We start from the raw sequence: 20,442 nt of genomic DNA, 5'->3' as shown, positions 1-20,442 counted from the left end.
TCAGTAGAGGTTGTTGCGCGCATCGGCCTCGATGCGAGCCTCGATATCGGCAACGCTGATACCCGACCCCGTCTGGTCGGCCAGCATCCGGCCGAGCGTCGGAAGTTCGGCGCGGTCGAGCCGATACTCGTCGCTCCACAGCCGCGCGCGCTTGAATGCCTTGCTGCAATGGAGAAATGCTTCCTGCACCTCGACGACGATCGCGAGCTTCGGCGCCCTGTCACGCACTGCCATCTGGTCCAGCAGCAGCTGCGACCGCGTCAGGCGTGCCGTTCCGTTGACGCGAAGCAGCTCATCGATGCCGGGAATGATGAACAACAGTCCGATGGAGGCATCGGCGAAGAGATTTTCGATCGTGTCGAGACGATTGTTTCCGGGCCGATCGGGAATGGCCAGATACTGGGAATCGAGGATGCGGACGAAACCTGGCGCATCGCCGCGCGGGCTTACGTCGTGGCCACGGCGGGGATGGGACGAACCGATGATCACCAGCGGGGACTTTTCGATGAAGCGGCGGCAATGGGCGTCGAGCCGGTCGAGCTGCTTGGCACGAACCAGGGCGGACGCCTGCGCATAGAGCGGCCGCAATTCGTCGGCCCCGACAAGATATGTCAGATCGTCGAACATCGAATGACAAGCTCCCTGAACGGAAACGAAGCTGAGGCTTGTTCGACCGATTGACCAGTGGCACGGATGCCGCCTATCGTGAAGATAATGCCAAACCAAGGGTTCCCTTCCCGCAAGTCCGGTACGCCTCGGCGCAAGCAGGCCGTGGCCGTGCTCGCCTATGACGGGGTCAACGCATTCGAGCTCGGCCTCGCGGTCGAGGTCTTCGGCATGGCGACGGACTGGTATCGCGTCGTGATCTGCTCGGAACGGCCGCGACAGCCCCTGAAAGCCAACAACGGCCTCAAGGTCGTTGTCGACGGCGGCCTTCGGGCCTTATCCCGCGCCGACACGATCATCGTGCCGGGTTCGCTCGATATCCTGGATAGCCCACCTCCTGCGCTGCTCGAAGCACTCAGGCGCGCGCACAAGCGTGGCGCACGGGTGGCTTCGATCTGTGCCGGCGCCTTCATCCTTGCCGCAGCCGGACTCCTCGACGGCCGGCGCGCCACCGCGCATTGGGCGCATACCGAGACCCTTGCGCGGCGATTTCCGCGCACGCGGGTCGACGCCAACGTGCTTTATGTGGAGGACGGCAACATCATGAGTTCGGCCGGCCGCGCCGCCGGACTCGATCTATGCCTCCACATCGTGCGCCGGGATTTCGGCTCCGAGATCGCCAATCGTATCGCCCAGCGGCTCGTGATTGCACCGCATCGCGACGGTGGTCAGGCCCAGTTCATTCCTCAGCCAGTGCGAAAGGCCGAAGGCGACGCTCTCGCCGCGGTTTTCGTCTGGGCCCAGCGCCATCTCGACCGCGACCTGACCATTGCCAGCCTGGCGTCGCAGGCCGGAATGAGCCGTCGCACCTTCATCCGCCGGTTCGAGGACGCCACCGGCCTATCGCCGGGCGAGTGGGTGGTGCAGGCGCGCGTGGCCAAGGCACGCGAACTGCTGGAGGGAACGCGTCTTCCGATCGAGAGCGTTGCGACCGAAACGGGATTCGGCTCCGCAGACGCGATGAGGCATCATTTCAGGGCGCGTCTCGGCACAAGCCCCGCACTCTATCGGGCGGCTTTTCGCCAACCTGCGCATGGTGATCTTGCCGGCCGATAAGTGATGAAGGGCAAGAGGCGCTAGATCCATCCGGCGTGATGTCGCCGGATCTGATCAAGTCGCTCAGACCTCGATTGGCCATCACCGTCCATCAGACCGAGGTCCTGCCGTAGCCAGTCAGGATAGCTGTCGACCCTTTCGGGCCGTCCCAGCAGCGAAATGCATTGCCATGCCGCTTTCGCGGCACTGAACCACCAGCGAAGTCCCATAGGTCGATCTTCCACCAAGAGCAGTGGGCTCCTGGCGCCGACACTGGACTGCTTTGCGCTCAACTGACAAAATGGATTTGACTAGTTTCGCATGAGTCATTTCGATGGCAACGTCCCGAAAGCTTCCTTCGCTGGCTGCAATCCGTGCATTCGAAGTCGCTGCGCGACAAGGCAGCTTCACCCGCGCCGCGGAGGAATTGGGCACCACGCAGTCTTCGATCAGTCATCACGTCAAGACTCTCGAAGACCAGATTGGCCACGCTCTGTTCGTGCGGCGAAATCGATTCATAGAGCTCACGCCTGTAGGGATCGAGCTCGCTCCGGTCCTCCACCGAATGTTCGATTCGATGGCGGAAGCATTCGCGCATTTGGACGCGAAACGCCGCACGGTTCTCTCCGTCACGGCACTGACGAGCCTTGCTCCGGGATGGATTCTGCCGAGACTGGACGGCTTTCGCCGCAGGCACCCGGACATCGAGGTGAGGTTCGAAACGTCGCGCGAGATCGTCGACCTCGAACGGCACGGTTTCGATGTCGGGCTGCGCAGTGGCGGCGGCGTCTGGCCGGGACTGCGCATTCACAAGCTGCTACCATTTGCGCTGACGCCTCTATGCAGCCCGGCCTTCGTCAAGCAGTTCGGACCGCTGAAGTCGCCCCACGATCTGCTTCGCGTGCCGATGATTCAGAAGTCAGACCCTTATTGGCCCTCGTGGTTCGCGAGGAGCGGCATGCCAAACGTCGATCTTCCCACCAAGGCCGAGCTCAGTCTCGATTGCCGAAATCTATGTGCCGAGGCCGCGCTGCGAGGACATGGCGTCGCCCTGCTCTCTCCAGCCCTTTACGCGCACGAGATACAGGAAGGACGGCTCGTCCAACCTTTCCCGATCGTCACTGACATGACCCCGCGCGCGTACTGGTTAGTCTACCCAGTCAATCGAAGCCGTTTTCCCGCGGTACAGGCTTTTCGCCGTTGGATGACCAAGCCCGTGCAAGGTGAGCAGGACGTTTGAATATTGCTCGGCGACGGATCGACGCGATCCCAAGTCCGAGTCCGCCGCATCTCCAATATAAAAGATTCATATCTGTTATATTGGTAGATCCAGCCTTCAGGTTCGACAGCGTTTCCATTTTCTTGGATGAAAGCGAACGAGACAAACATTTCCCGATTCACTTCCCGTGCAGTTCATTTTATCTCCTTTGGCAGCGCAAATGAGTGCTTCCTACTTGGTCCCCGGAGAATGACAATGAACACCGCGATGAAGATGATGCCCATGCCGATGATGATGAGCCCCGCCATGGCCGGCAACATGATGCCGATGATGAACATGATGGGCATGCCGATGATGATGCCCTGCCAGATGAAGTACACCATGACCCCCACCGGCATGACCTGCGAGATGACGCCGATGGATCCGTCCATGAAGGACATGTTCATGAAGTGCTGCGAGAGCATGACCAACATGATGCAGATGGGCATGCCCATGATGATGTGCTGCGGCGGCATGATGATGATGTGCATGCCGATGAAAGCTGCCTGAGCCGCGATCCTCGCAAGGACGGACGGTTGCTTCGGGTCGGCTTTCGCCGGCCCGTTTGCGTTAGACGACGTCCTCCGCGCAGGTCACGACCAGGTAAAGAGTGGCCTCGCTGGCGACCAGATTCTTGTAAACGTGGGGCACGTCGGCCTCGAACAGAATGGCATCGCCTTCCATCAAGGTCTGTGGTTTTTCGAGGCCAACGGTGATCTCGACCGCCCCCTTTGCGACGAACAGATTTTCACGGGTGCCTGCCGCATGTGGCTCGGCCGCCTCGCGATGGAGAGGACCCATTTTTAGCTCGTAGAACTCGACCTGATGATTACCATCGAATGGAAACAGTGCCCGCGACGTGAACTGTCCCTGACTCGAGGAGAGCAGCTTGGCATCGCCGCGCCGCAAGACCACTGGTCCTCGCGCCGCGTCTGTCTGCAAAAGGTTGGCGAAGGGAACGTGAAGCGCGTTCGCGACCTTCCACAGCAATGCAATGGTCGGGACGCTCTTTCCTGTCTCGATCTGGCCCAGCATGGCACGGCTGACGCCTGACTGCTTCGCAAGCCGCTCGAGGGAGTGGCCGCGGCTGGTTCGCAGGCGCCGCAGGTTGCGCCCAAGGACGAGCGGCAACTCCAGGTCAGTAGGCGATGGAAGGTTCGTGTCCGAGGATGGAGCGACGCTGCCGTCGCTCATGAAGCATCCCACTGCACGGCCGATACCGCTGGGACGGGTACCGCAACCCAAACCCAGGTCGGCCAGAACCAGAGCAGCGGCATGGCCCCGCCAAAAGACGGGTTGCCGGCGGCGTTCTGCTGCGGCCCGATCACAGCTTCGGACGCCTGCTGGCGCCTCTTCAGCCGATAGGCATCGAGATCAATGATCCGCGCCGAATTCGTACTCTCGGTCACCTGTTCGATCCGCCTTCTGTTGTCACATTCAACATCCTAGTTCCACCGGGATCGCCGACAAGCTCTCGCAGAACAAAACAACACGTGTCCTGTAAAGCCCGACGACGTAGCAAAGATTTCTCGCCGCGGCCTCGTGCAGAGCGGCGCGCTTCTGCCTAGCTTTTGTTCGCCGCTTGCCCTCGGCCCCCTTCACCGGCGTCCGAGAGGTCCGCAACTACCCGCATCTCACGCTTCGACGTCAACCACGACGCGATTGGCAAGCTTTGCCGGATCCGTGTTGGGCTTGATGATCGTCGCACGTTTTAGATCGGACGTGATCTTCACGACCTCCTTCCGCAGCTCTGCGCCCGACGGATGATGCCCGTGGGTATGGCTGCGGAGCATCGCCGCGAGGTCGGCCACCGCGACCTTGGGCGTGTAGGGCGCGAAGATCTCGGCAGCGTCATCGGCATTCTCGGCGACGTGATGGGCCGCCTCGCGAATCGCGTAGGTCAGCGATTTCACGGCGGCAGGGTCTGACGCCCAAAGCGAGCTGCGTACTCCGAGGGTGCAGCACGACAGATTGGCGTAGTCATCGCTGAGGTTCGACGCGATCTCGACGATGTCGCCGTTGGCACGCCGCTCGGTCAGCCAGGCGTTCGGATCGGAATCGGCGATCGCCTGAATCTCCCCGCGTTGCAGGGCGATCAACTGCAGGTCGGCCGGAAATTCGCGCCACTGAACGTCGGTCTGCGGGTCCAGCCCATTGTCCGACAGCAGAATCGCGAAGAAGTTGCGCGGCGGCCCCGAAATGCTGGACACGCCGATCGTCTTTCCCTTGAGATCCTTGATGTCCTGGAAACCGGACTCCTTCCGCACGAACAGGCGGGTGCAGCCGCCATGGAGGCCTGTCGTCAGCTTGACGTCGATGCCCTGCTCCAGCGGCTTGAGCCAGTTGAGCAGCATGCTCGAGCCCGCATCCACCTTGTCGGTCGCGAGCGCCTGGAGCATCTGGTCAATATTGCCCGCGAGCTGCAGGAACTCGACGTCCAGATTGTGACGCGCGAAAAATCCCCGGTGCAGCGCGACCGGCACCGCTGCCGTACAGATGCCGGTGCCGTTATAGGCAAAGCGAATATGGCGCGGCGGCCTTTCGGGGTCTCCTCCGTGCTCGCGATCTTGCAGATTGGCGCGCCGCTCAAGGGATCGGCGATCTGGCCCAGACCAAGCGCCGGAAATGCACGCGCGGCCTGCATCAGGCCGAACGGCGCAGTCACACCGGCGAGCCCCGCCAGCCCGAGCACCCCACGCCGGGACCAGGTATCGCGTCGATCTAATGTCATGAAGATCTCCCGAATGCCCTTGCCGTTCGCGTAACGGCGACGCTGGCCTCAGATGCTAGAGATCGCTGTAGGTCGGGTCGATTGCAAAGATTTGCGCTGAGCTAGTGCGTTCATGTCGCGACGCACGGCGCGGCGGAAATAGCCGTACTGAAACGAGACTGAAGACACGCGACGACGTGAATCCCTATTCCTTGCGCCACGGAATGAGTCTCCGTTCGAGCCATGCCGCGCCCCGGTCGATGACGAAGCCCACCGTGCCCACAACCAGGATGCCGAGCATGACCAGGTCCATGTCGAAACGCTCGCGGCCCGCGATGATGAGCCCACCGATGCCGGGCCCAGCCGCCATAAAGTATTCGGCGCCGATCGTGGCGAGCCACGCGTAGATGAGCGCGAGGTGGAGACCCGTCAGAAGCGAGGGCAACGCGGCCGGAAAATAGACGTAGACGACGAACTGGAGGCGATTGAAGCGAAAGACGTCGCCGACTTCGACCAGCTTTTCCGAGGTCGCATGCACGCCCTCGACGAGATTGAGAATGACCGGTATCGCCGCCGCCAGCGCGATGAACACGATCTTGGCGGTCTCGTCGAACCCGAACCACAGTGAGATCAACGGAATCCAGGCCAACAAAGCTATCTGCTTCAGTCCATTGAACCACGTCGTGAAGATGCGATCGGCAATGCGGGACAGGCCGAGCAACAGTCCGACCAGGATACCGATGCCAGAGCCGAGCGCAAATCCCAGCAGATCTCGGCGCAGGCTGGCCGCAAGCGACTGGGTGAGCTCGCCACTGCGCAACTCCTCCCAGAAACTGACTCCGACGTGCTCGAGTGGCGGCAGAAACTGCCGGTTCACGAGGCCGGAATGGCTTGCGAACTCCCAGAGCACGAGCAAGCCGAGCGGAAGAACCAACCCGCGGCCGATGGTCCTGAACGCGGCGCTATCGGACACGATCGATCCGCCAGCGTTGCAGCCGGGCTTCCACTATCGCCAGCGCCTTGTCGCTGACAAAGCCGATGACGCCAATGACGATCATCGCGACCAGCACCGTGTCGAGCCAGAACATCTGGCGGCCCCAGACCAGGAGATAGCCCAGCCCTTCGGACGAGGCCAGCAGCTCCACGCTGACCAGCGCGATCCAGGCATGGGTCAGGCCGTAGCGCAGGCCGGTGAAGATCGGCGGCACCGCTCCCGGCAGCACGATATGGCGCAACATCTGTAACGGCGTGAAGCGAAAGGTCTCGCCGACCTCGACGAACGCCTTCGGCACGTTGGCAATGCCTGCGCTGGTGTTCATGACGACGGGCACGAACGCCGCCTTGGCGATCACCACGATCTTGAGCCCCTCGCCGATACCGAGCAGCAACATCGCCAGCGGGATCCAGGCAAGCGCCGGCACCTGCGCGATCGCCGTGAACAGCGGCCGCACATACTCGTCCACGCGGCGCGACAGGCCCATGGCGGAACCGACTACGAGGCCTGCACCCGCGCCGACAACGAAGCCATAAGCGACACGCCGCAAACTGTAGCCGGCATGCTGCGCGAGCTCTCCGCTCACGACCATGTCCCGCAGCGTATGCAGGACGTCGCCTGGCCTCGGCAGGATCTGTTCCGCCAGCCAGCCACGATCCGTCCCGATGATCCAGATCGGGAGGGCCACCGCCGGCAACACCAGCAGCCAACCGAAGGCCGCTAGACGCCACAACACCGCCTGCCCCGCAGAACCGGAGACGATGCGGCGAAGAGCAAGATGCCATGAGGCGCGTGGGCCGGCTGAGGTTCGAATTGCGGCGTCGGTCATGCGTCTGCTCCGCTCGGGAGCCCTTGCGCGACCGTGCCACCATCGCCTTCGCCGAGCGTCCTCAAGATTTCGTTGCGGGTACGGACAAGGTCGTCACTGCTCCGGGATCTTGGCCGCGGGACCGTCACATCGAAGATGCGTGCAACCCGGCCCGGTCGGGGCGCGAGCACGATGATGCGATCGCCGAGCAGCACGGCCTCGTCGACATCATGGGTCACGAGGATCATGCTGATCTTCTCATGGGCCCAGATGCGCTGAAGCTCGAGCTGGAGCCGCGCGCGCGTCAATGCATCAAGCGCACCGAACGGCTCGTCGAGCAGAAGCAACCGCGGACGGTTGACGAGACCGCGGGCGATGGCCGCCCGTTGCGCCATGCCGCCGGAAAGCTGGTGTGGGTAGGCCTCCGCAAACCCGTCCAGGCCGACCAGCGAGATATGTGCCGCAATCGTTTCCCTTTTCGCGCGCTCGCTGAGCGGCGCATTCTTGAGACCGAGGGCGATATTCTGGGTGACCGTTGCCCATGGGAACAACCGCGGCTCCTGGAACACGATGCCGCGATCGAGGCTGGTCCCCGCAACCGGCTCGCCATCCTGGCTGATGCTTCCGCGAAAATCGCGATCGAGCCCGGCGACGAGCCGCAGCAGGGTCGATTTTCCGCATCCGCTCGGGCCGAGCAGGACCACGAACTCACCTGCTGCAACATCCAGCGACACGTCCTTCAACGCCTCGACCGCTGCGCCGTTGACGACGAACGATTTCGACACATTGCGAATGTCCAGACGAGCGCCACTCCGATCGGCGCTCGCAGATAAAGCCGGTTCGACCTGCGCCAACGCGGTCATTGTCCTGCCGCCAGCGGCTTGCCGCTCGCATCGTATTCCTGCCAATAGCCCACCAATCCCTGCTGCTTGAGCGCCGCATCGAGGAACGAGCGATCGAACCATCCGTCGATGTCGACGTCTCGACGCAGGAGGCCAAACTCCTTTGCCTGCTTTGCCTGCACCCGGTAGCTCTCGATGATCGAGGCATCGACGATCGGCGTGTTACGGTACTTCAGCTCCTGATTTGAGAAGTCAAACCTGTAGCCCGAGGCCGGAAAGCCGGTACGCGCCGAGAACTCGAAGAAAGCTTCCCGATTGGCTTCCTCCGACGACCAGCGCGCGGCCTTCACGATCGCAGAGACGATCTTCTGCGTGACATCAGGATGCGCCTTGATGAAGGCCTCCTGCCCGATCAGCGTGGAATGGCGCTCATAGGCCGGGTTGTCGCCCTTGGTCGTATAGATGATCTCGACGATGTTCTTCTCGGCGAGGCCCGCCAGCGGGAAATTGCCGAAGGCGGCATCGATATCCTTGGAGGTCAACGCGGCATTGGTCGTCGCGGTGTCCATGTTGATCACCTGCACATCCTTCTCCTGAAGGCCGTTGCCGGCGAGCACCTTCACGGCGGCAAGGTGATTGTTGGTGCCCCTGAAGATCGAGACCTTCTTGCCACGCAGATCCGCGACCTTGCGGACCGGCGAGCCCACGGGCACCGCGAGATAGATCGGCGCATGCGCGCCCGACGCCAGCAGAATCTTCGTCTTCAAGCCGTTCGCCCGGCCGATGATCTCCGGCAGATCGCCCTGGATCGCAAAATCGAGCTGGTTGTTGGCGAAGGCTTCGTTGACCGCCGGACCGGCCCCCTTGAAGAAGAACCATTCGATCTTCACATCCGGCCGGTCACTGAACTCGCGATCCAGATAGTGCTCGGAGTGCGCGACCCCGGCGGATGAACCGCCCGAGAACTGGCGGTTATCCGAGCCGACCGAGGCAAACCCGATCCTGACCGTGATCGTATCGGCGGCCGAGCCCGGCGACGACGCCGCGATCAAGAGTCCTGCTCCCGCGAGCAAATGGCGGAACAGCGTGCGTATTCCGATCATGGCGTGATTTCCTCGTGCATTTCGAATTATTCGGCGGCCTCAGCCGCGGATCGGCGCGCCGGCTGAGGGCGGCGCAGGCCGAGGTGGTCGCGCAAGGTCGTTCCCTCGTACTCGTCGCGGAACAGGCCGCGGCGGCGCAACTCGGGGACCACCAGCCGGATGAAGTCGGTCAGACCGCCCGGCAGGGTCGGCGCCATGATGTTGAAACCATCGGCCCCGTAATTCTGGAAGCGCTCCTCGAGCTGGTCCGCGATCTGCACGGGCGTTCCGACCAGTTGCCAGTGCCCCCGCGCGCCGGCGATGCGGAGATAGAGATCGCGAACCGTCAGTCCTTCCCGGCGTGCCAGCTCGAGCAGGAGCGCTTGCCTGCTCTTGCCGCCCTCGGTCTCCTTGAGGGCCGGAATGGGGCCGTTCGGATCGGCATGAACGATCTCGGGCGCACCGAGGAAGCCGGCGAGCAGATCGAGCCCGACCTGAGGCAGGATGAGCGACTGCAATTCGTCGAACTTCTCCTTCGCTTCGCTTTCGGTCTCCGCCACAACGGGAAAGATGCCAGGCAGAATTTTCAACTCGTCCGCGTCCCGGCCATATTTGTGGAGCCTGCCCTTGACGTCGGAATAGAATGAGACGGCGTCTTCGAGCGTCTGCTGCGCAGTGAAGATGGCTTCCGCCGTTCGCGCCGCCAGCTCCTTGCCGGGTCCGCTCGAGCCTGCCTGCACCAGGACCGGGCGCCCCTGCGGCGACGGCGGGATATTGAGGGGGCCGCGCACCCTAAAGTGCCGCCCCTGATGGTTGAGGAGGTGCAGCTTGTCGGGATCGAAATAGCGACCGCTTGCGCGGTCGCGCTCAAAGGCATCGTGATCCCAGCTGTCCCACAGACCGAGAACCACGTCGGCGAACTCTTCCGCCCGGGCATAGCGCTCGGCGTGGGCGACGAGGCCGTCATGATTGAAGTTCAACGCGGCCGAAGCCTCTGTCGATGTGACGAGATTCCAGCCGGATCGACCGCCGCTCAAACGATCGAGCGAGCCGAATTGCCGCGCGACGTTGAACGGCTCGCTGTAGCTGGTCGAAACCGTGGCGACGAGACCAATCCGGGATGTAACGGCAGCGAGCGCCGACAGCAGCGTGAGCGGCTCGAACGGATACACCCCACTGTGGGCCTTGTGGCTGGCGCCTTCGATGCGATCGACTCGTACGCCGACCATGTCCGCCAGAAAAATGGCGTCGAACTTGGCGTCCTCTGCGATCCGGGCGAACTGCACGAAATCCGCTAAAGACTGGCTGTCGGAGGCCTCCGGCGAGCGCCACGCAGCGACGTGGTGACCGGTGAACAGCAGAAAGGCGCCGAGAGACAGCTTCTCCTTGCGACGCGACATGCAATGGTCCTTCGATGATCAATATTGAGATGCGCGATCGTTAGCCGATATGACGATTGCTTTTCGCTTTGCGCAATCTCACAGATTTTCATTCTTGCAGCGTCCGGCGCTACGTCTCTTCTGCAGAAGCAATCGGACGCGGAAGAATATGATTTCCGGGTCACGCCGACGGGTCGATCCACAGATCGGCGAAGCTGCCGTTCAGCCCCTCCCCGCCCGGCGCGAAATTGCGGACCTTCTTGTTGGCGATGATCACGCCTCCGGCGGCGACAAGGTCGACGGAGGCAACTTCCTCGTGGATCGTCGACTGGAACTTCCACCAGATATCGCGGCGCTTCTCGACGTTCGGCTCGATCGCCGCGGCCTCCAGCAGCTGATCGACCTCGGCGTTGTCGTAATGCGCGGCATTCGAGAACGGCAACCCGATCCGGAAATTCTTCGACCAGTACGCGCGCTGGATACCGAGACTCGGGTCGAACGTGTTCGACAGGCTCTCGGCCGTGAGGTCGAATGCCCGATCGCGATAGACGACGTTCAGGTAGGTCGCGAGATCGTATCGTTGAATCTCGATGTCGAGACCGATCTGGCGCAGTGAATTGCGCAAGAAATCCGAGAGACTTGCGGGCAAGAACGGATTCTGCGTCAACCTCAACTTGGCGCGGACGCCACCTGCGCCACGCTTGATGCCGGCCTCGTCCAGCAACTGTTCCGCTGCCTTCGGATCAAATGGCCACGCCTGGATCTTGGGATCATAGAACTTCGGCAGCGCCGTGCTGACCGGCGACGGAGAAACGAGCGCGTAGCCAAAGAAGACGACGTTCACCAGCGCCTTCAGATCGATTGCGTGAGCGATCGCCTTGCGCACGCGGCGATCCCGCAAAAGCTGCGTGTCGTAATTGAAGAAGAGCTGCTGCTGCGGGCCGGAATAGCCGTAAGTCGCGGTATCGACCACGAAGCGCTTGTCGCGCTTGAACCGCTCGATGTCGCCATAGGGCACCGGGGTCGCACCGATATCGACCTCTCCCGCCTCGAGTGCCGCCGCCCGCGCGGCCGGATCGAGAATCACCTTGAGCACGAGGCGGTCGACATAGGGTTTTGGCGCGTCCCAATAATTGGGATTGCGGACGAACAGAAGATGGCTTCCGGGAACCCACTCGCGAAGGATGAACGGGCCCGTACCGATCGTCTGTTCCAGCTTGGGCTGCTCGTCCGGTTTCAGCGCCGTATAGATATGCTTCGGCACGATCGGAGATTCCGCACCCGCCAATGCCGTGATGAGGTACGGCGCCGGCTTCGACAGCACGATCACAGCCGTCAGCGCATCAGGTGTTTCGATAGTCTCGACATTCGCGAACGTGATCCGGCCACGCGGATGGGCGATCTTCAGGCGCTCGATCGAGAACGCGACGTCGGCCGAGGTGAATTCCTTGCCGTCGGACCATTTGACGCCGGGCCTGAGCCGGAACGTGTAACGCTTCCCGTCCTCGCTGATGGTCCAGGATGTCGCCAGCACCGGCCGCGGATTGAGGTCGTAGTCGTAGGCCAGCAGCCCCTCGTTGATCTTGGTGCCGATCGACTGGCCGGTGCCGGACGACGTATTAATCGCGATGATCGCCGACGGATCGGGGTAATAGACCCAATTCAGCGTACCGCCCGAGACCGGGCGCGCCTCCGCCGCAACGGTCCTCGCGGAAGGCAGCAGCGTGACGGCGCCGGAGGCGAGCATGCCGCGATTGAACGTTCGACGATTGATCCCCATCACGTCACTCCGCCTCTTCCAATTCGTCACAATGCGGCATTCGCCCGATGACTCGGCGCGATCCCCAACCGCCGCAATGTTAGGCATGGTTCGCAGAGAATTTGCTTTTGTTGTTTGAAGCGACGACGCGCGTTCGCTTGCACAGGCCGCCACGCGTACAGCAGCAAAATTTTCATTATGCGATCGGGCGCGTCGCGGGATTGATTGTCCGATCCTTCGGTGAACTATTGGTATGAAGATATTCTCGAGTGACATGCGACCCGCGATGAACGAACCGACACGCCGACAGATTACCAAGGCGCTCCTGCTCACATCCGGAGCTATCGCCGGCGGTCTTGCGCCGAACCCCATCCGTGCGGCCGAGGAGATCAAGCGCGGCGGCACGCTGAACATCGTCATTCAGCCCGAGCCGCCGATTCTGGTCAGCCTCACCCACACCGCCGGGCCCACCACACGCGTCAGCCCGAAAGTCACGGAAGGACTGCTGACCTTCGATCTCGACTTCAATCCGCGGCCTCAATTGGCGACAGCCTGGCACATCAGGGAAGACGGGCTACGCTATCGGTTCGAGCTGCGGCGCGGCGTGAAGTGGCATGACGGACGGGACTTCACCTCGGCCGACGTCGCCTATTCCATCGAGCTTCTTAGGCAGCATCACCCGCGCGGCCGCGGCACCCTCTCTTCGGTACGGGAAGTCCTCACACCCGATCCGCATATTGCGGAGATCGTGCTCGACAAGCCGGCGCCGTATCTGCTGGCCGCGCTGACGGGCTCAGAATCGCCCATCGTGCCGCGGCATGTCTACGAGGGCTCTGATCCACTCGCCAATCCCAATGGCCGCGCGCCGATCGGGACCGGCCCTTTCGTCTTCAAGGAGTGGAAGCAAGGCAGCCACATCCTGCTGGAGCGCAATCCGAACTATTGGGATCCGGGCAAGCCGTATCTCGACCGCGTGGTCATCCGCTTCATTGCCGACGCCAATGCCCGCGCCGTTGCGCTTGAAACCGGAGAAGTTCACTTCGCGCCGGACACGCCGGTGCCGCTCGGGCAAATCGAGACGCTCAAGGCCAACCCCAACCTCGTGATCGAGACACGTGGCTACGACTACCAGCCGATCGTCTATCGGCTCGAGTTCAATCTCGCCAATCCCTATTTCTCGCGACCCGAGGTCCGTCGCGCCGTGGCGCACGCTATCGATCGCGAGGCCATCAATCGCGTCGTCTTCTATGGCTGGAGCAAGAATGCGCCCGCCGCCATCAGCCCCGCGCTGAAGCAGTTCCACAATCCGGATATCCCCCGGCACGACTTCGACCCGAAGAAAGCCGAAGCGATCCTCGACGCAGCAGGGCTGCCGCGCGGCCCCGACGGCACGCGCTTCAAGGTATTCCACGACTACATGCCCTATAGCGAGACTTATCAGCAGCTCGGCGCCTATACGCGCCAGGCGCTCGCCAATATCGGCATCGGCGTCACTCTGCGGGCGCAGGACGTGCCGACCTGGTTCAAGCGCACCTATACCAATCGCGACTTCGATTTCATGAGCAATGGGATGAGCCATTCCTTCGACCCCACGGTCGGCGTGCAGCGGCTCTACTGGTCAAAGAACTTCAAGCCCGGCGTGCCCTTCTCAAACGGCTCGGGCTACAGCAATCCAGAGGTCGACCGGCTGCTGGAAGCCGCCGCCGTCGAGAGCGATCCCGCCAAGCGGCGCGAGCTGTTCCGTGCCTTCCAGATGATCATCGCCACCGACCTGCCCGACATCAATCTGGTGACGAGCGCCAACCTGACGATCGCCAACCGCAAGCTGCGGAACCACACCGCGACCATCGACGGCCCGTCGGCGAACTTCGCCGACGTCTGGCTGGAGGCCTGATCAACATACAAGGCATCGCCGAATGAGCTTTGATCTCGACACATCCAATCCGCATTTCGCCAAGGCCGTCGACCTGCGCGAGATCTTCGCCCGGGACGCCGCGGAGCGCGACCGCGCCGGCGGAAAGCCGCTTGAACAGCTGGCCCATCTCAAGGCCAGTGGCCTGCTCAATCTTCTGATCCCGCAGGAGTTCGGAGGCTCCGGCGAGCGCTGGTCAACCGCTCTCAAGATCGTCCGCGAATTCGCCAAGGTGGATGGCGCACTCGGTCATCTCTATGGCTATCATTTCGGCTCGCAGCATGCGGTGCATCTACGCGGCACCACGGAGCAGGCCACGGATATCTTCCGGCGGTCGGCGGCAGGCAACTGGTTCTGGGGAAACACCGCCAACAGCTTTTCGAAGAGCCTGTTCGGCCGCAAGGACAGCGAAGGGGTCGTCCTCGACGGCTTTCGTCCCTTCACGTCAGGGTCGCACATTGCCAACTATCTCCAGGTTGCTTGGGAGGACCACGAAACCAACGTGCGCGGCTTCGCCGCCATTCCAGCCAACCGCGAGGGCATCCGGGCTGAAAACGACTGGGACGGGTTCGGGCAGCGCCAGACCGGCAGCGGCCGCGTCACCTACACGAATGTCCGCGTCCATCGGAACGAAGTGCTTGAGCACAAGCCGGATGGCGGCCGCCCCTACCAGACCATCACGCCGTTCCTGCAACAATCCACGCTGCTGAATGTCTTCGTCGGCAGTGCGCAGGGCGCGCTGATCACCGCACGCGACTATACGCGCGACAAGTCTCGGCCTTGGATTCATTCCGGCGTCGAGAAACATACCGACGATCCCTGGATCAAGCGCGTCTACGGCGAGCTCTATACGCGCGTGAAGGCGGCGACGCTGCTCGCCGACGAGGCTGCGGCGACGCTCGACTGGGTGTGGTCGCGCGGCCGTGACCTGACAGCACGGGAACGCGGCGAGGCCTCTGTGGTGATCGCCGGCGCCAACGCTCATGCCGGTGAGGTTGCGCTGGATGTCACCAGCCGGATCTTCGAGGTGATGGGCGCGCGCTCCACCACGATCGCCAACGGCTATGACCGCTTCTGGCGCAACGTGCGCATCCACACGCTGCACAATCCCGCGGAATACAAGACGCGTAACGTCGGCAGCTGGTTTCTGACCGGCGCCCATCCCGATCCCTCTGCATTCCAGTAACGATCGTTCTCGCGAGATCCTGCCGTGTCCAAGCTCATCCAGGTCAATGGCTTTGCCATCTTCAGCCCGGTCCATCTCTCGCCGGGGCTGTGGCGCCATCCGGACGACCGCTCGCTTGATTTCTCCACGCTCGACTACTGGACCGACGTGGCGAAAATCCTCGAGGCCGGCAAGTTCGATTCCATCTTCATCGCCGACGGAATCGGGATCCACGACGTCTACGCCGGCACGGCCGATGCGGCGCTCAACACCGGCGCGCAGATCCCGAAGCTCGATCCGATGCTGCTGGTCTCCGCCATGGCCCACGTCACCGAGCATCTGGGCCTGGGGGTCACCGCTCCCGTCTCATACGAGCCCCCCTTCACCCTGGCGCGCCGCTTCTCGACATTGGATCATCTGAGCAAGGGGCGCATCGCCTGGAATATCGTCACGGGCTATTCCAACACGGCGTCGCGCGCGGTCGGCCGCGACAGCATCATGGCGCATGACCCGCGCTATGATCTTGCCGACGAATTCCTCGATGCCGTCTATGCGCTCTGGGAAGGCAGCTGGGACGATGAAGCCGTCGTCGTCGACCCGATCCGCGGTGTCATTGCGGACCCCTCGCGCATTCGCAAGGTCCATCACCACGGCGCGCACTTCAAGATCGATGCGATCCATCTGGTCCATCCCTCGCTGCAACGAACGCCCTTCCTGTTCCAGGCCGGCGCTTCCAACCGCGGCAAGGATTTTGCGGCCCGGCACGCGGAAGCGGTCTTCCTGGGCGAGCATTCGAAGGCCCCGACCGCGGCGAATGTCGCAGAAACCCGGGCCCGCGCGCGCGCGTTCGGTCGCGATGGCCGGGACATCCGCTTCTACGCCCTCCTGACCGTCATCGTCGGCGAGACCCATGCCGAGGCGGAAGCAAAGTACCGCGACTACCAGCGCTATATCGACCCAAAGGGCTCGCTCGCCCTGCTATCCGGCTGGACCGGGATCGACTTGTCCCGCTACAGCCTGGACGACCCGTTCCCGACGGTGAAGAAGGACAATGCCGTCACGTCGATGATCGACTCGTTCTCGCGCAGCGAGCGCCCCTGGACGATCCGCGAGATCATCGAGCACAACGGCATCGGCGGCCGCGGCCCCGTGATCGTGGGATCGCCGACCGAAGTCGCCGATCAGCTCCAGGCCTGGGTCGCCGAGACCGACATCGACGGCTTCAATCTCAGCTACGCCGTGACGCCCGGCGGCTACCAGGATTTTGCCGAGCTCGTCGTACCGGAGCTGCAACGGCGTGGTGTCTACAAGACCGGGTACGCCAAGGGCACCCTGCGCGAGAAGATATTCGGCCCCGGTCAGGCGCGGCTGCCGTCGTCGCATCCGGCGGCGCGCTTTCGCCATCACGCGGCGGTCGAACCGCAGCGCGAACCCACGTCCGCCTGAACGTCATGCGTCCGCTTTCAACCGCCCTGCAATCTCGGCACGGCATGGCGCAGCCCGGCCCGCTCCATCAGGGGCAGCACGCGACGGCCGAAGAAGTCCAGGTCGGGCTTGAAGTCGAAGAAGCTCAATTGAAGTCCGTCGACACCGGCCTTCTTGAGCTGCACGAATTGCTCCACCACTTGCTCCGGCGTGCCGATCACCTCGATGTTGCCGCCGATGGCGCGCCGCTTCTGCGCATCGACGCCGACGCGTCCCTTCCAGGCATGCGCATCGCTGGCAAAGTTCTGCATGCTGGCCTTGGGGTCGATATGGGCGACGATGGCATCGTGATACTGCCAGGTCTCCCGCTCGGTCTCCCGACAGATGACCATGGGGTTCAGCAGGGTGCGGACCTCGCGGCCGACGTCGATAGCCGACTGTTTGACGCGCTGCGTATGCGCCGGAAGAGCCTCGATCGCGCTGTCGAAGGACGAGCCGGCCGGGCTGGTGACGAACACGATATCGGAATAGCGGCCGGCGAATGCGATCCCGGCATCGGACCCGGTGGCGTTGACCAGGATGGGACGGCCAAACTGCGGCTTGGGCGTCACGAAGGCATTGCTGAGCTTCCAGGGCGACTGACCGGAGAAGGAGAAATTCTCGTGGTCGTTCCAGAGCCGCTGGAGCACTTCCAGGAACTCGGCAGCCAGCTCATAGCGCCGGTCGTGCTCGATCTGGTTCCAGCCAAACGCTTCGTGCTCGACGGCGCGGTGACCAGTCACGACGTTGATGCCCCAGCGGCCGCCCGCAATGTGATCGAGCGTGGCGCCGTACTTGGCGAGATGCAGCGGATGGATCGGGCCGTAGAGAACGTGAATGGTCGAGATCAGCATGATCCGCGACGTCACGGCGGCGAGCGAGGCCGTGGTGATGAAGGAGTCCAGCGCCTGGCCCGTGAACACGCCGCCATAGCCGCCCTTCGGCAGCCATTGCGACAGCGCAAAGACGAGATCGAATCCCAGTGCTTCGGCAATGAGTGTCAGATCGCGGTTGTAGTCGAACGTCCAGGTCGTCGAACGCGGCAAGGTCGAAGCGCTCCAGCCGCCCGCCTGGATCGGAAGAAACAGGCCGAGCAGCAACGGCTGCTTCAGCGATTTCGCCAAAGGACTGTCGGGATATTGCGCGGGGCTCGGGAAGACCGGCCAGCCAACGATTTCGCCCGGCTTGTGCACTATCGTCATGATCATGTCCGTCGTGATGAGGCGCGCATTCTGCTGACAGTTCACAGCACTCATGCAGCTGCACGCGAATGCATCGACGTTGCTGATGCATATTGCCGTTGTCAACCGAGCGACGGCGACCGTGCAGACTCGTCCGCGCAATCGCGCAACACCGGGCCCAACAGCATTTTGTCGACGAACCACGGAAGTTAGAAAAATCATGTCGAGCATTGCGCGCATCGCAAAGACTTTTCGTCGTACGTTGTGGCAGGCGGTCCCAACAGTGATCGGGATCATCATCATCAATTTTTTTCTGCTTCAACTCGCTCCCGGCGACGCCGCGGACGTTCTGGCCGGAGAGTCGGGATCCGCGACGATGGAGACGGTCGCGGCCTTGCGGGCTCGCTTCGGGCTCGATCAGCCCGTGCTGATCCAGCTCGTGGCCTACCTAGACAATCTCGCTCACTTCAGCCTCGGCTACTCGCCGCGCTACAATCTGCCTGTCGCCGACATCATCGGCCAGCGCCTGCCCGGCACGGTCGCCCTGATGGCAACCGCTCTCGTCATCGCGCTCGCCGGCGGCATCGCTCTCGGCATCGTCATGGCGACCTTCGCCGGACGATGGCCGGACCGGGTGATTTCGATCGTCGTCACGCTGTTCTACTCGATCCCCGGCTTCTGGATCGGCCTGATGCTGATCCTGTTGTTCTCGGTCAAACTCGGATGGTTGCCGAGCGGAGGCTCCACGACGATCGGTTCAACCGTCGGCGGAATTGGTCTCGTGCTCGACCGGGCGCGCTACATGGTTCTGCCCGCATTGTCGCTCTCGCTGTTCTACATCGCGATCTATTCGAGGCTGGCGCGCGCCGCCATGCTCGAGGCCCAGGCGCAGGACTATGTGCGCACGGCTGCGGCCAAGGGCCTGTCGCCGCTCGCAATCACGGTGCGCCACGTGCTGCGCAACGCGCTGCTGCCCGTCACCACTGTTGCCGGCATGCATTTCGGCGGCCTGCTCGGCGGCGCCGTTGTCGTCGAGACGGTCTATAGCTGGCCGGGGCTTGGCCGTCTCGCCTTCGAGGCCGTCATGAGCCGCGATTTCAGCGTGCTGCTCGGCATTCTCCTCCTGTCATCCCTGCTCGTGATCATCGCCAACATGACGGTCGATCTCGTCCAGGCCTGGCTCGACCCTCGTATCGAGACCCGTTGATCATGACCGATACCATCCTTCAATCCACCGCATCGACCCAGCGAGGCGCCGCCGGCGCTCCAGCTCCCGTACCGGACCAGAGCGACTGGCCCAACATCCATGCTGCGGACACGCATGTCGTTGCCCCCGATCTGGAGCGTGCGCGACCTCACTTGGTCCGCCGTCTCAGGCAAAACCCATCCGTCATCGCCGGTGGCCTGCTCCTGCTGTCTATCGTTGTCGCAGCGACCCTGGCGCCCGTGCTCTATCCGGCCGATCCTCTGGGGATGGTGGCACGGCCGCTGCTCTGGCCGGGGCAGGATCTGGCATATCCGCTTGGAACGGACTCGCTCGGTCGCGACGTAGCTGCCGGCCTGATGCATGGTGCGCGTGTTTCGCTGCTGATCGGATTTGTCGCCACCACGATCGGGCTCACGGTCGGTATCCTCATCGGCGCGACTGCGGGATATCGCGGCGGACGCGTCGACGACATTCTCGTTCGCGTCATCGAGCTGTTCCAGACGGTCCCGAGCTTCATCCTGCTCGTCGTCCTCGTAGCGATCGCCCAGCCGTCCATCGTCACGGTGACCTGGGCTATTGGTCTTGTCACATGGCCGACCATTGCCCGTCTCGTCCGCGCCGAGTTCAGGGTGCTGCGCGAGAAGGAATTCGTCATGGCGGCCCGGAGCCTCGGCTTCGGCCATGCGCGGATCGTCTTCCGTGAAATCCTGCCCAACGCCCTGCCCGCGATCATCGTCACGGCGTCGGTCATGGTCGCCTCCGCCATCCTGATGGAGGCGGCGCTATCGTTTCTGGGCCTCGGCGATCCCAACGTCGTGAGCTGGGGCAGCATGATCGGCTCCGGGCGCGAACTGATCAGGACGGCGTGGTATCTCACCGCCCTTCCCGGTGTCGTCATCGTCCTGACCGTGCTGTCGCTGAACCTGATCGGCGACGGCTTGACCGACGTGCTCAATCCTCGTTTCAGCCGGGAGCGTTGA

Annotated in this window: 19 protein-coding genes; 7 read left to right on the top strand and 12 right to left on the bottom strand. The window is 62.9% G+C overall.

Going from position 1 to position 20,442, the window contains the following annotated elements; genetic code table 11:
- Positions 1-627 (bottom strand): MSMEG_1061 family FMN-dependent PPOX-type flavoprotein, encoded by a 627-nt coding sequence (locus WN72_RS13955; protein WP_208617486.1) that lies wholly within the window; start codon positions 625-627, stop codon positions 1-3.
- 144 nt (positions 628-771) lie between these two features.
- On the opposite strand from WN72_RS13955, the gene WN72_RS13950 reads away from it, so the two are divergent.
- Positions 772-1,722, top strand: a complete 951-nt coding sequence (locus WN72_RS13950) for a helix-turn-helix domain-containing protein (protein WP_245003233.1) — start codon at positions 772-774, stop codon at positions 1,720-1,722.
- 313 nt (positions 1,723-2,035) lie between these two features.
- Positions 2,036-2,941, top strand: coding sequence for a LysR substrate-binding domain-containing protein (locus WN72_RS13945; RefSeq protein WP_092214539.1), 906 nt, complete (start codon positions 2,036-2,038; stop codon positions 2,939-2,941).
- Between the two features lie 173 nt (positions 2,942-3,114).
- Here the strand turns inward: WN72_RS13945 and WN72_RS13940 are convergent, their stop codons facing one another.
- The 10 genes from WN72_RS13940 to WN72_RS13895 form a co-directional block, all read right to left on the bottom strand.
- Positions 3,115-3,450 (bottom strand): hypothetical protein, encoded by a 336-nt coding sequence (locus WN72_RS13940; RefSeq protein WP_092214537.1) that lies wholly within the window; start codon positions 3,448-3,450, stop codon positions 3,115-3,117.
- A gap of 79 nt (positions 3,451-3,529) precedes the next feature.
- Positions 3,530-4,153, bottom strand: coding sequence for a helix-turn-helix domain-containing protein (locus tag WN72_RS13935; protein WP_092214535.1), 624 nt, complete (start codon positions 4,151-4,153; stop codon positions 3,530-3,532).
- Entirely contained in the window at positions 4,150-4,368 is a 219-nt protein-coding gene (locus WN72_RS13930) for a hypothetical protein (protein ID WP_092214534.1), read from the bottom strand. The genes WN72_RS13935 and WN72_RS13930 overlap by 4 nt, the downstream gene beginning before the upstream one ends.
- 225 nt (positions 4,369-4,593) lie before the next feature.
- Entirely contained in the window at positions 4,594-5,442 is an 849-nt protein-coding gene (locus WN72_RS13925) for an ABC transporter substrate-binding protein (RefSeq protein WP_244553709.1), read from the bottom strand.
- Between the two features lie 432 nt (positions 5,443-5,874).
- On the bottom strand, positions 5,875-6,579 hold the full coding sequence (locus tag WN72_RS13920) for an ABC transporter permease (protein WP_347337469.1): 705 nt from the start codon (positions 6,577-6,579) through the stop codon (positions 5,875-5,877).
- Between the two features lie 52 nt (positions 6,580-6,631).
- Positions 6,632-7,492, bottom strand: coding sequence for an ABC transporter permease (locus WN72_RS13915; protein ID WP_092214528.1), 861 nt, complete (start codon positions 7,490-7,492; stop codon positions 6,632-6,634).
- Positions 7,489-8,334 carry an ABC transporter ATP-binding protein gene (locus tag WN72_RS13910; RefSeq protein ID WP_092214526.1) on the bottom strand — a complete coding sequence of 282 codons (846 nt, stop codon included), beginning with the start codon at positions 8,332-8,334 and terminating at the stop codon, positions 7,489-7,491. The genes WN72_RS13915 and WN72_RS13910 overlap by 4 nt, the downstream gene beginning before the upstream one ends.
- A complete protein-coding gene (locus tag WN72_RS13905) occupies positions 8,331-9,416 on the bottom strand; it encodes an ABC transporter substrate-binding protein (protein ID WP_092214524.1) in 1,086 nt (361 codons plus the stop codon). Before WN72_RS13905 ends, WN72_RS13910 begins: the two co-directional genes overlap by 4 nt.
- Before the next feature lie 26 nt (positions 9,417-9,442).
- A complete protein-coding gene (locus tag WN72_RS13900; protein WP_092214522.1) occupies positions 9,443-10,795 on the bottom strand; it encodes an LLM class flavin-dependent oxidoreductase in 1,353 nt (450 codons plus the stop codon).
- A 160-nt stretch (positions 10,796-10,955) separates the two neighbouring features.
- Positions 10,956-12,554 (bottom strand): ABC transporter substrate-binding protein, encoded by a 1,599-nt coding sequence (locus WN72_RS13895; protein WP_092214520.1) that lies wholly within the window; start codon positions 12,552-12,554, stop codon positions 10,956-10,958.
- Between the two features lie 265 nt (positions 12,555-12,819).
- On the opposite strand from WN72_RS13895, the gene WN72_RS13890 reads away from it, so the two are divergent.
- Genes WN72_RS13890 through WN72_RS13880 form a run of 3 tightly spaced genes read left to right on the top strand, consistent with a single transcriptional unit; the run spans position 12,820 to position 17,056 of the window.
- Entirely contained in the window at positions 12,820-14,427 is a 1,608-nt protein-coding gene (locus WN72_RS13890) for an ABC transporter substrate-binding protein (protein ID WP_092214930.1), read from the top strand.
- Between the two features lie 22 nt (positions 14,428-14,449).
- On the top strand, positions 14,450-15,631 hold the full coding sequence (locus tag WN72_RS13885) for an acyl-CoA dehydrogenase family protein (protein ID WP_092214518.1): 1,182 nt from the start codon (positions 14,450-14,452) through the stop codon (positions 15,629-15,631).
- Positions 15,632-15,655: 24 nt separating this feature from the next.
- Positions 15,656-17,056, top strand: coding sequence for an LLM class flavin-dependent oxidoreductase (locus WN72_RS13880; protein ID WP_092214516.1), 1,401 nt, complete (start codon positions 15,656-15,658; stop codon positions 17,054-17,056).
- Between the two features lie 17 nt (positions 17,057-17,073).
- Here the strand turns inward: WN72_RS13880 and WN72_RS13875 are convergent, their stop codons facing one another.
- Entirely contained in the window at positions 17,074-18,276 is a 1,203-nt protein-coding gene (locus WN72_RS13875) for an LLM class flavin-dependent oxidoreductase (RefSeq protein WP_092214927.1), read from the bottom strand.
- 199 nt (positions 18,277-18,475) lie between these two features.
- Here WN72_RS13875 and WN72_RS13870 point away from each other — a divergent pair, with 199 nt between their 5' ends.
- Positions 18,476-19,462 carry an ABC transporter permease gene (locus WN72_RS13870; protein WP_092214514.1) on the top strand — a complete coding sequence of 329 codons (987 nt, stop codon included), beginning with the start codon at positions 18,476-18,478 and terminating at the stop codon, positions 19,460-19,462.
- Positions 19,463-19,464: 2 nt separating this feature from the next.
- Positions 19,465-20,442: an ABC transporter permease gene (locus WN72_RS13865; protein ID WP_092214512.1), complete on the top strand. Its 978-nt coding sequence runs from the start codon at positions 19,465-19,467 to the stop codon at positions 20,440-20,442.

Origin of the sequence: Bradyrhizobium arachidis (genome assembly GCF_015291705.1) — a bacterium.
GTDB classification, from domain to species: domain Bacteria; phylum Pseudomonadota; class Alphaproteobacteria; order Rhizobiales; family Xanthobacteraceae; genus Bradyrhizobium; species Bradyrhizobium arachidis.
This window is presented reverse-complemented; position numbering and strand designations above follow the sequence as displayed.

Excerpts from the sequence above, each read along its gene's own strand:
- WN72_RS13940 (WP_092214537.1), bottom strand. The coding sequence starts at position 3,450 with ATGCACATCATCATCATGCCGCCGCAGCACATCATCATGGGCATGCCC.
- WN72_RS13900 (WP_092214522.1), bottom strand. The coding sequence starts at position 10,795 with ATGTCGCGTCGCAAGGAGAAGCTGTCTCTCGGCGCCTTTCTGCTGTTC.
- WN72_RS13890 (WP_092214930.1), top strand. The coding sequence starts at position 12,820 with ATGAACGAACCGACACGCCGACAGATTACCAAGGCGCTCCTGCTCACA.
- WN72_RS13895 (WP_092214520.1), bottom strand. The coding sequence starts at position 12,554 with ATGGGGATCAATCGTCGAACGTTCAATCGCGGCATGCTCGCCTCCGGC.
- WN72_RS13955 (WP_208617486.1), bottom strand. The coding sequence starts at position 627 with ATGTTCGACGATCTGACATATCTTGTCGGGGCCGACGAATTGCGGCCG.
- WN72_RS13915 (WP_092214528.1), bottom strand. The coding sequence starts at position 7,492 with ATGACCGACGCCGCAATTCGAACCTCAGCCGGCCCACGCGCCTCATGG.
- WN72_RS13870 (WP_092214514.1), top strand. The coding sequence starts at position 18,476 with ATGTCGAGCATTGCGCGCATCGCAAAGACTTTTCGTCGTACGTTGTGG.
- WN72_RS13910 (WP_092214526.1), bottom strand. The coding sequence starts at position 8,334 with ATGACCGCGTTGGCGCAGGTCGAACCGGCTTTATCTGCGAGCGCCGAT.
- WN72_RS13935 (WP_092214535.1), bottom strand. The coding sequence starts at position 4,153 with ATGAGCGACGGCAGCGTCGCTCCATCCTCGGACACGAACCTTCCATCG.
- WN72_RS13885 (WP_092214518.1), top strand. The coding sequence starts at position 14,450 with ATGAGCTTTGATCTCGACACATCCAATCCGCATTTCGCCAAGGCCGTC.
- WN72_RS13865 (WP_092214512.1), top strand. The coding sequence starts at position 19,465 with ATGACCGATACCATCCTTCAATCCACCGCATCGACCCAGCGAGGCGCC.
- WN72_RS13945 (WP_092214539.1), top strand. The coding sequence starts at position 2,036 with ATGGCAACGTCCCGAAAGCTTCCTTCGCTGGCTGCAATCCGTGCATTC.
- WN72_RS13875 (WP_092214927.1), bottom strand. The coding sequence starts at position 18,276 with ATGACGATAGTGCACAAGCCGGGCGAAATCGTTGGCTGGCCGGTCTTC.
- WN72_RS13905 (WP_092214524.1), bottom strand. The coding sequence starts at position 9,416 with ATGATCGGAATACGCACGCTGTTCCGCCATTTGCTCGCGGGAGCAGGA.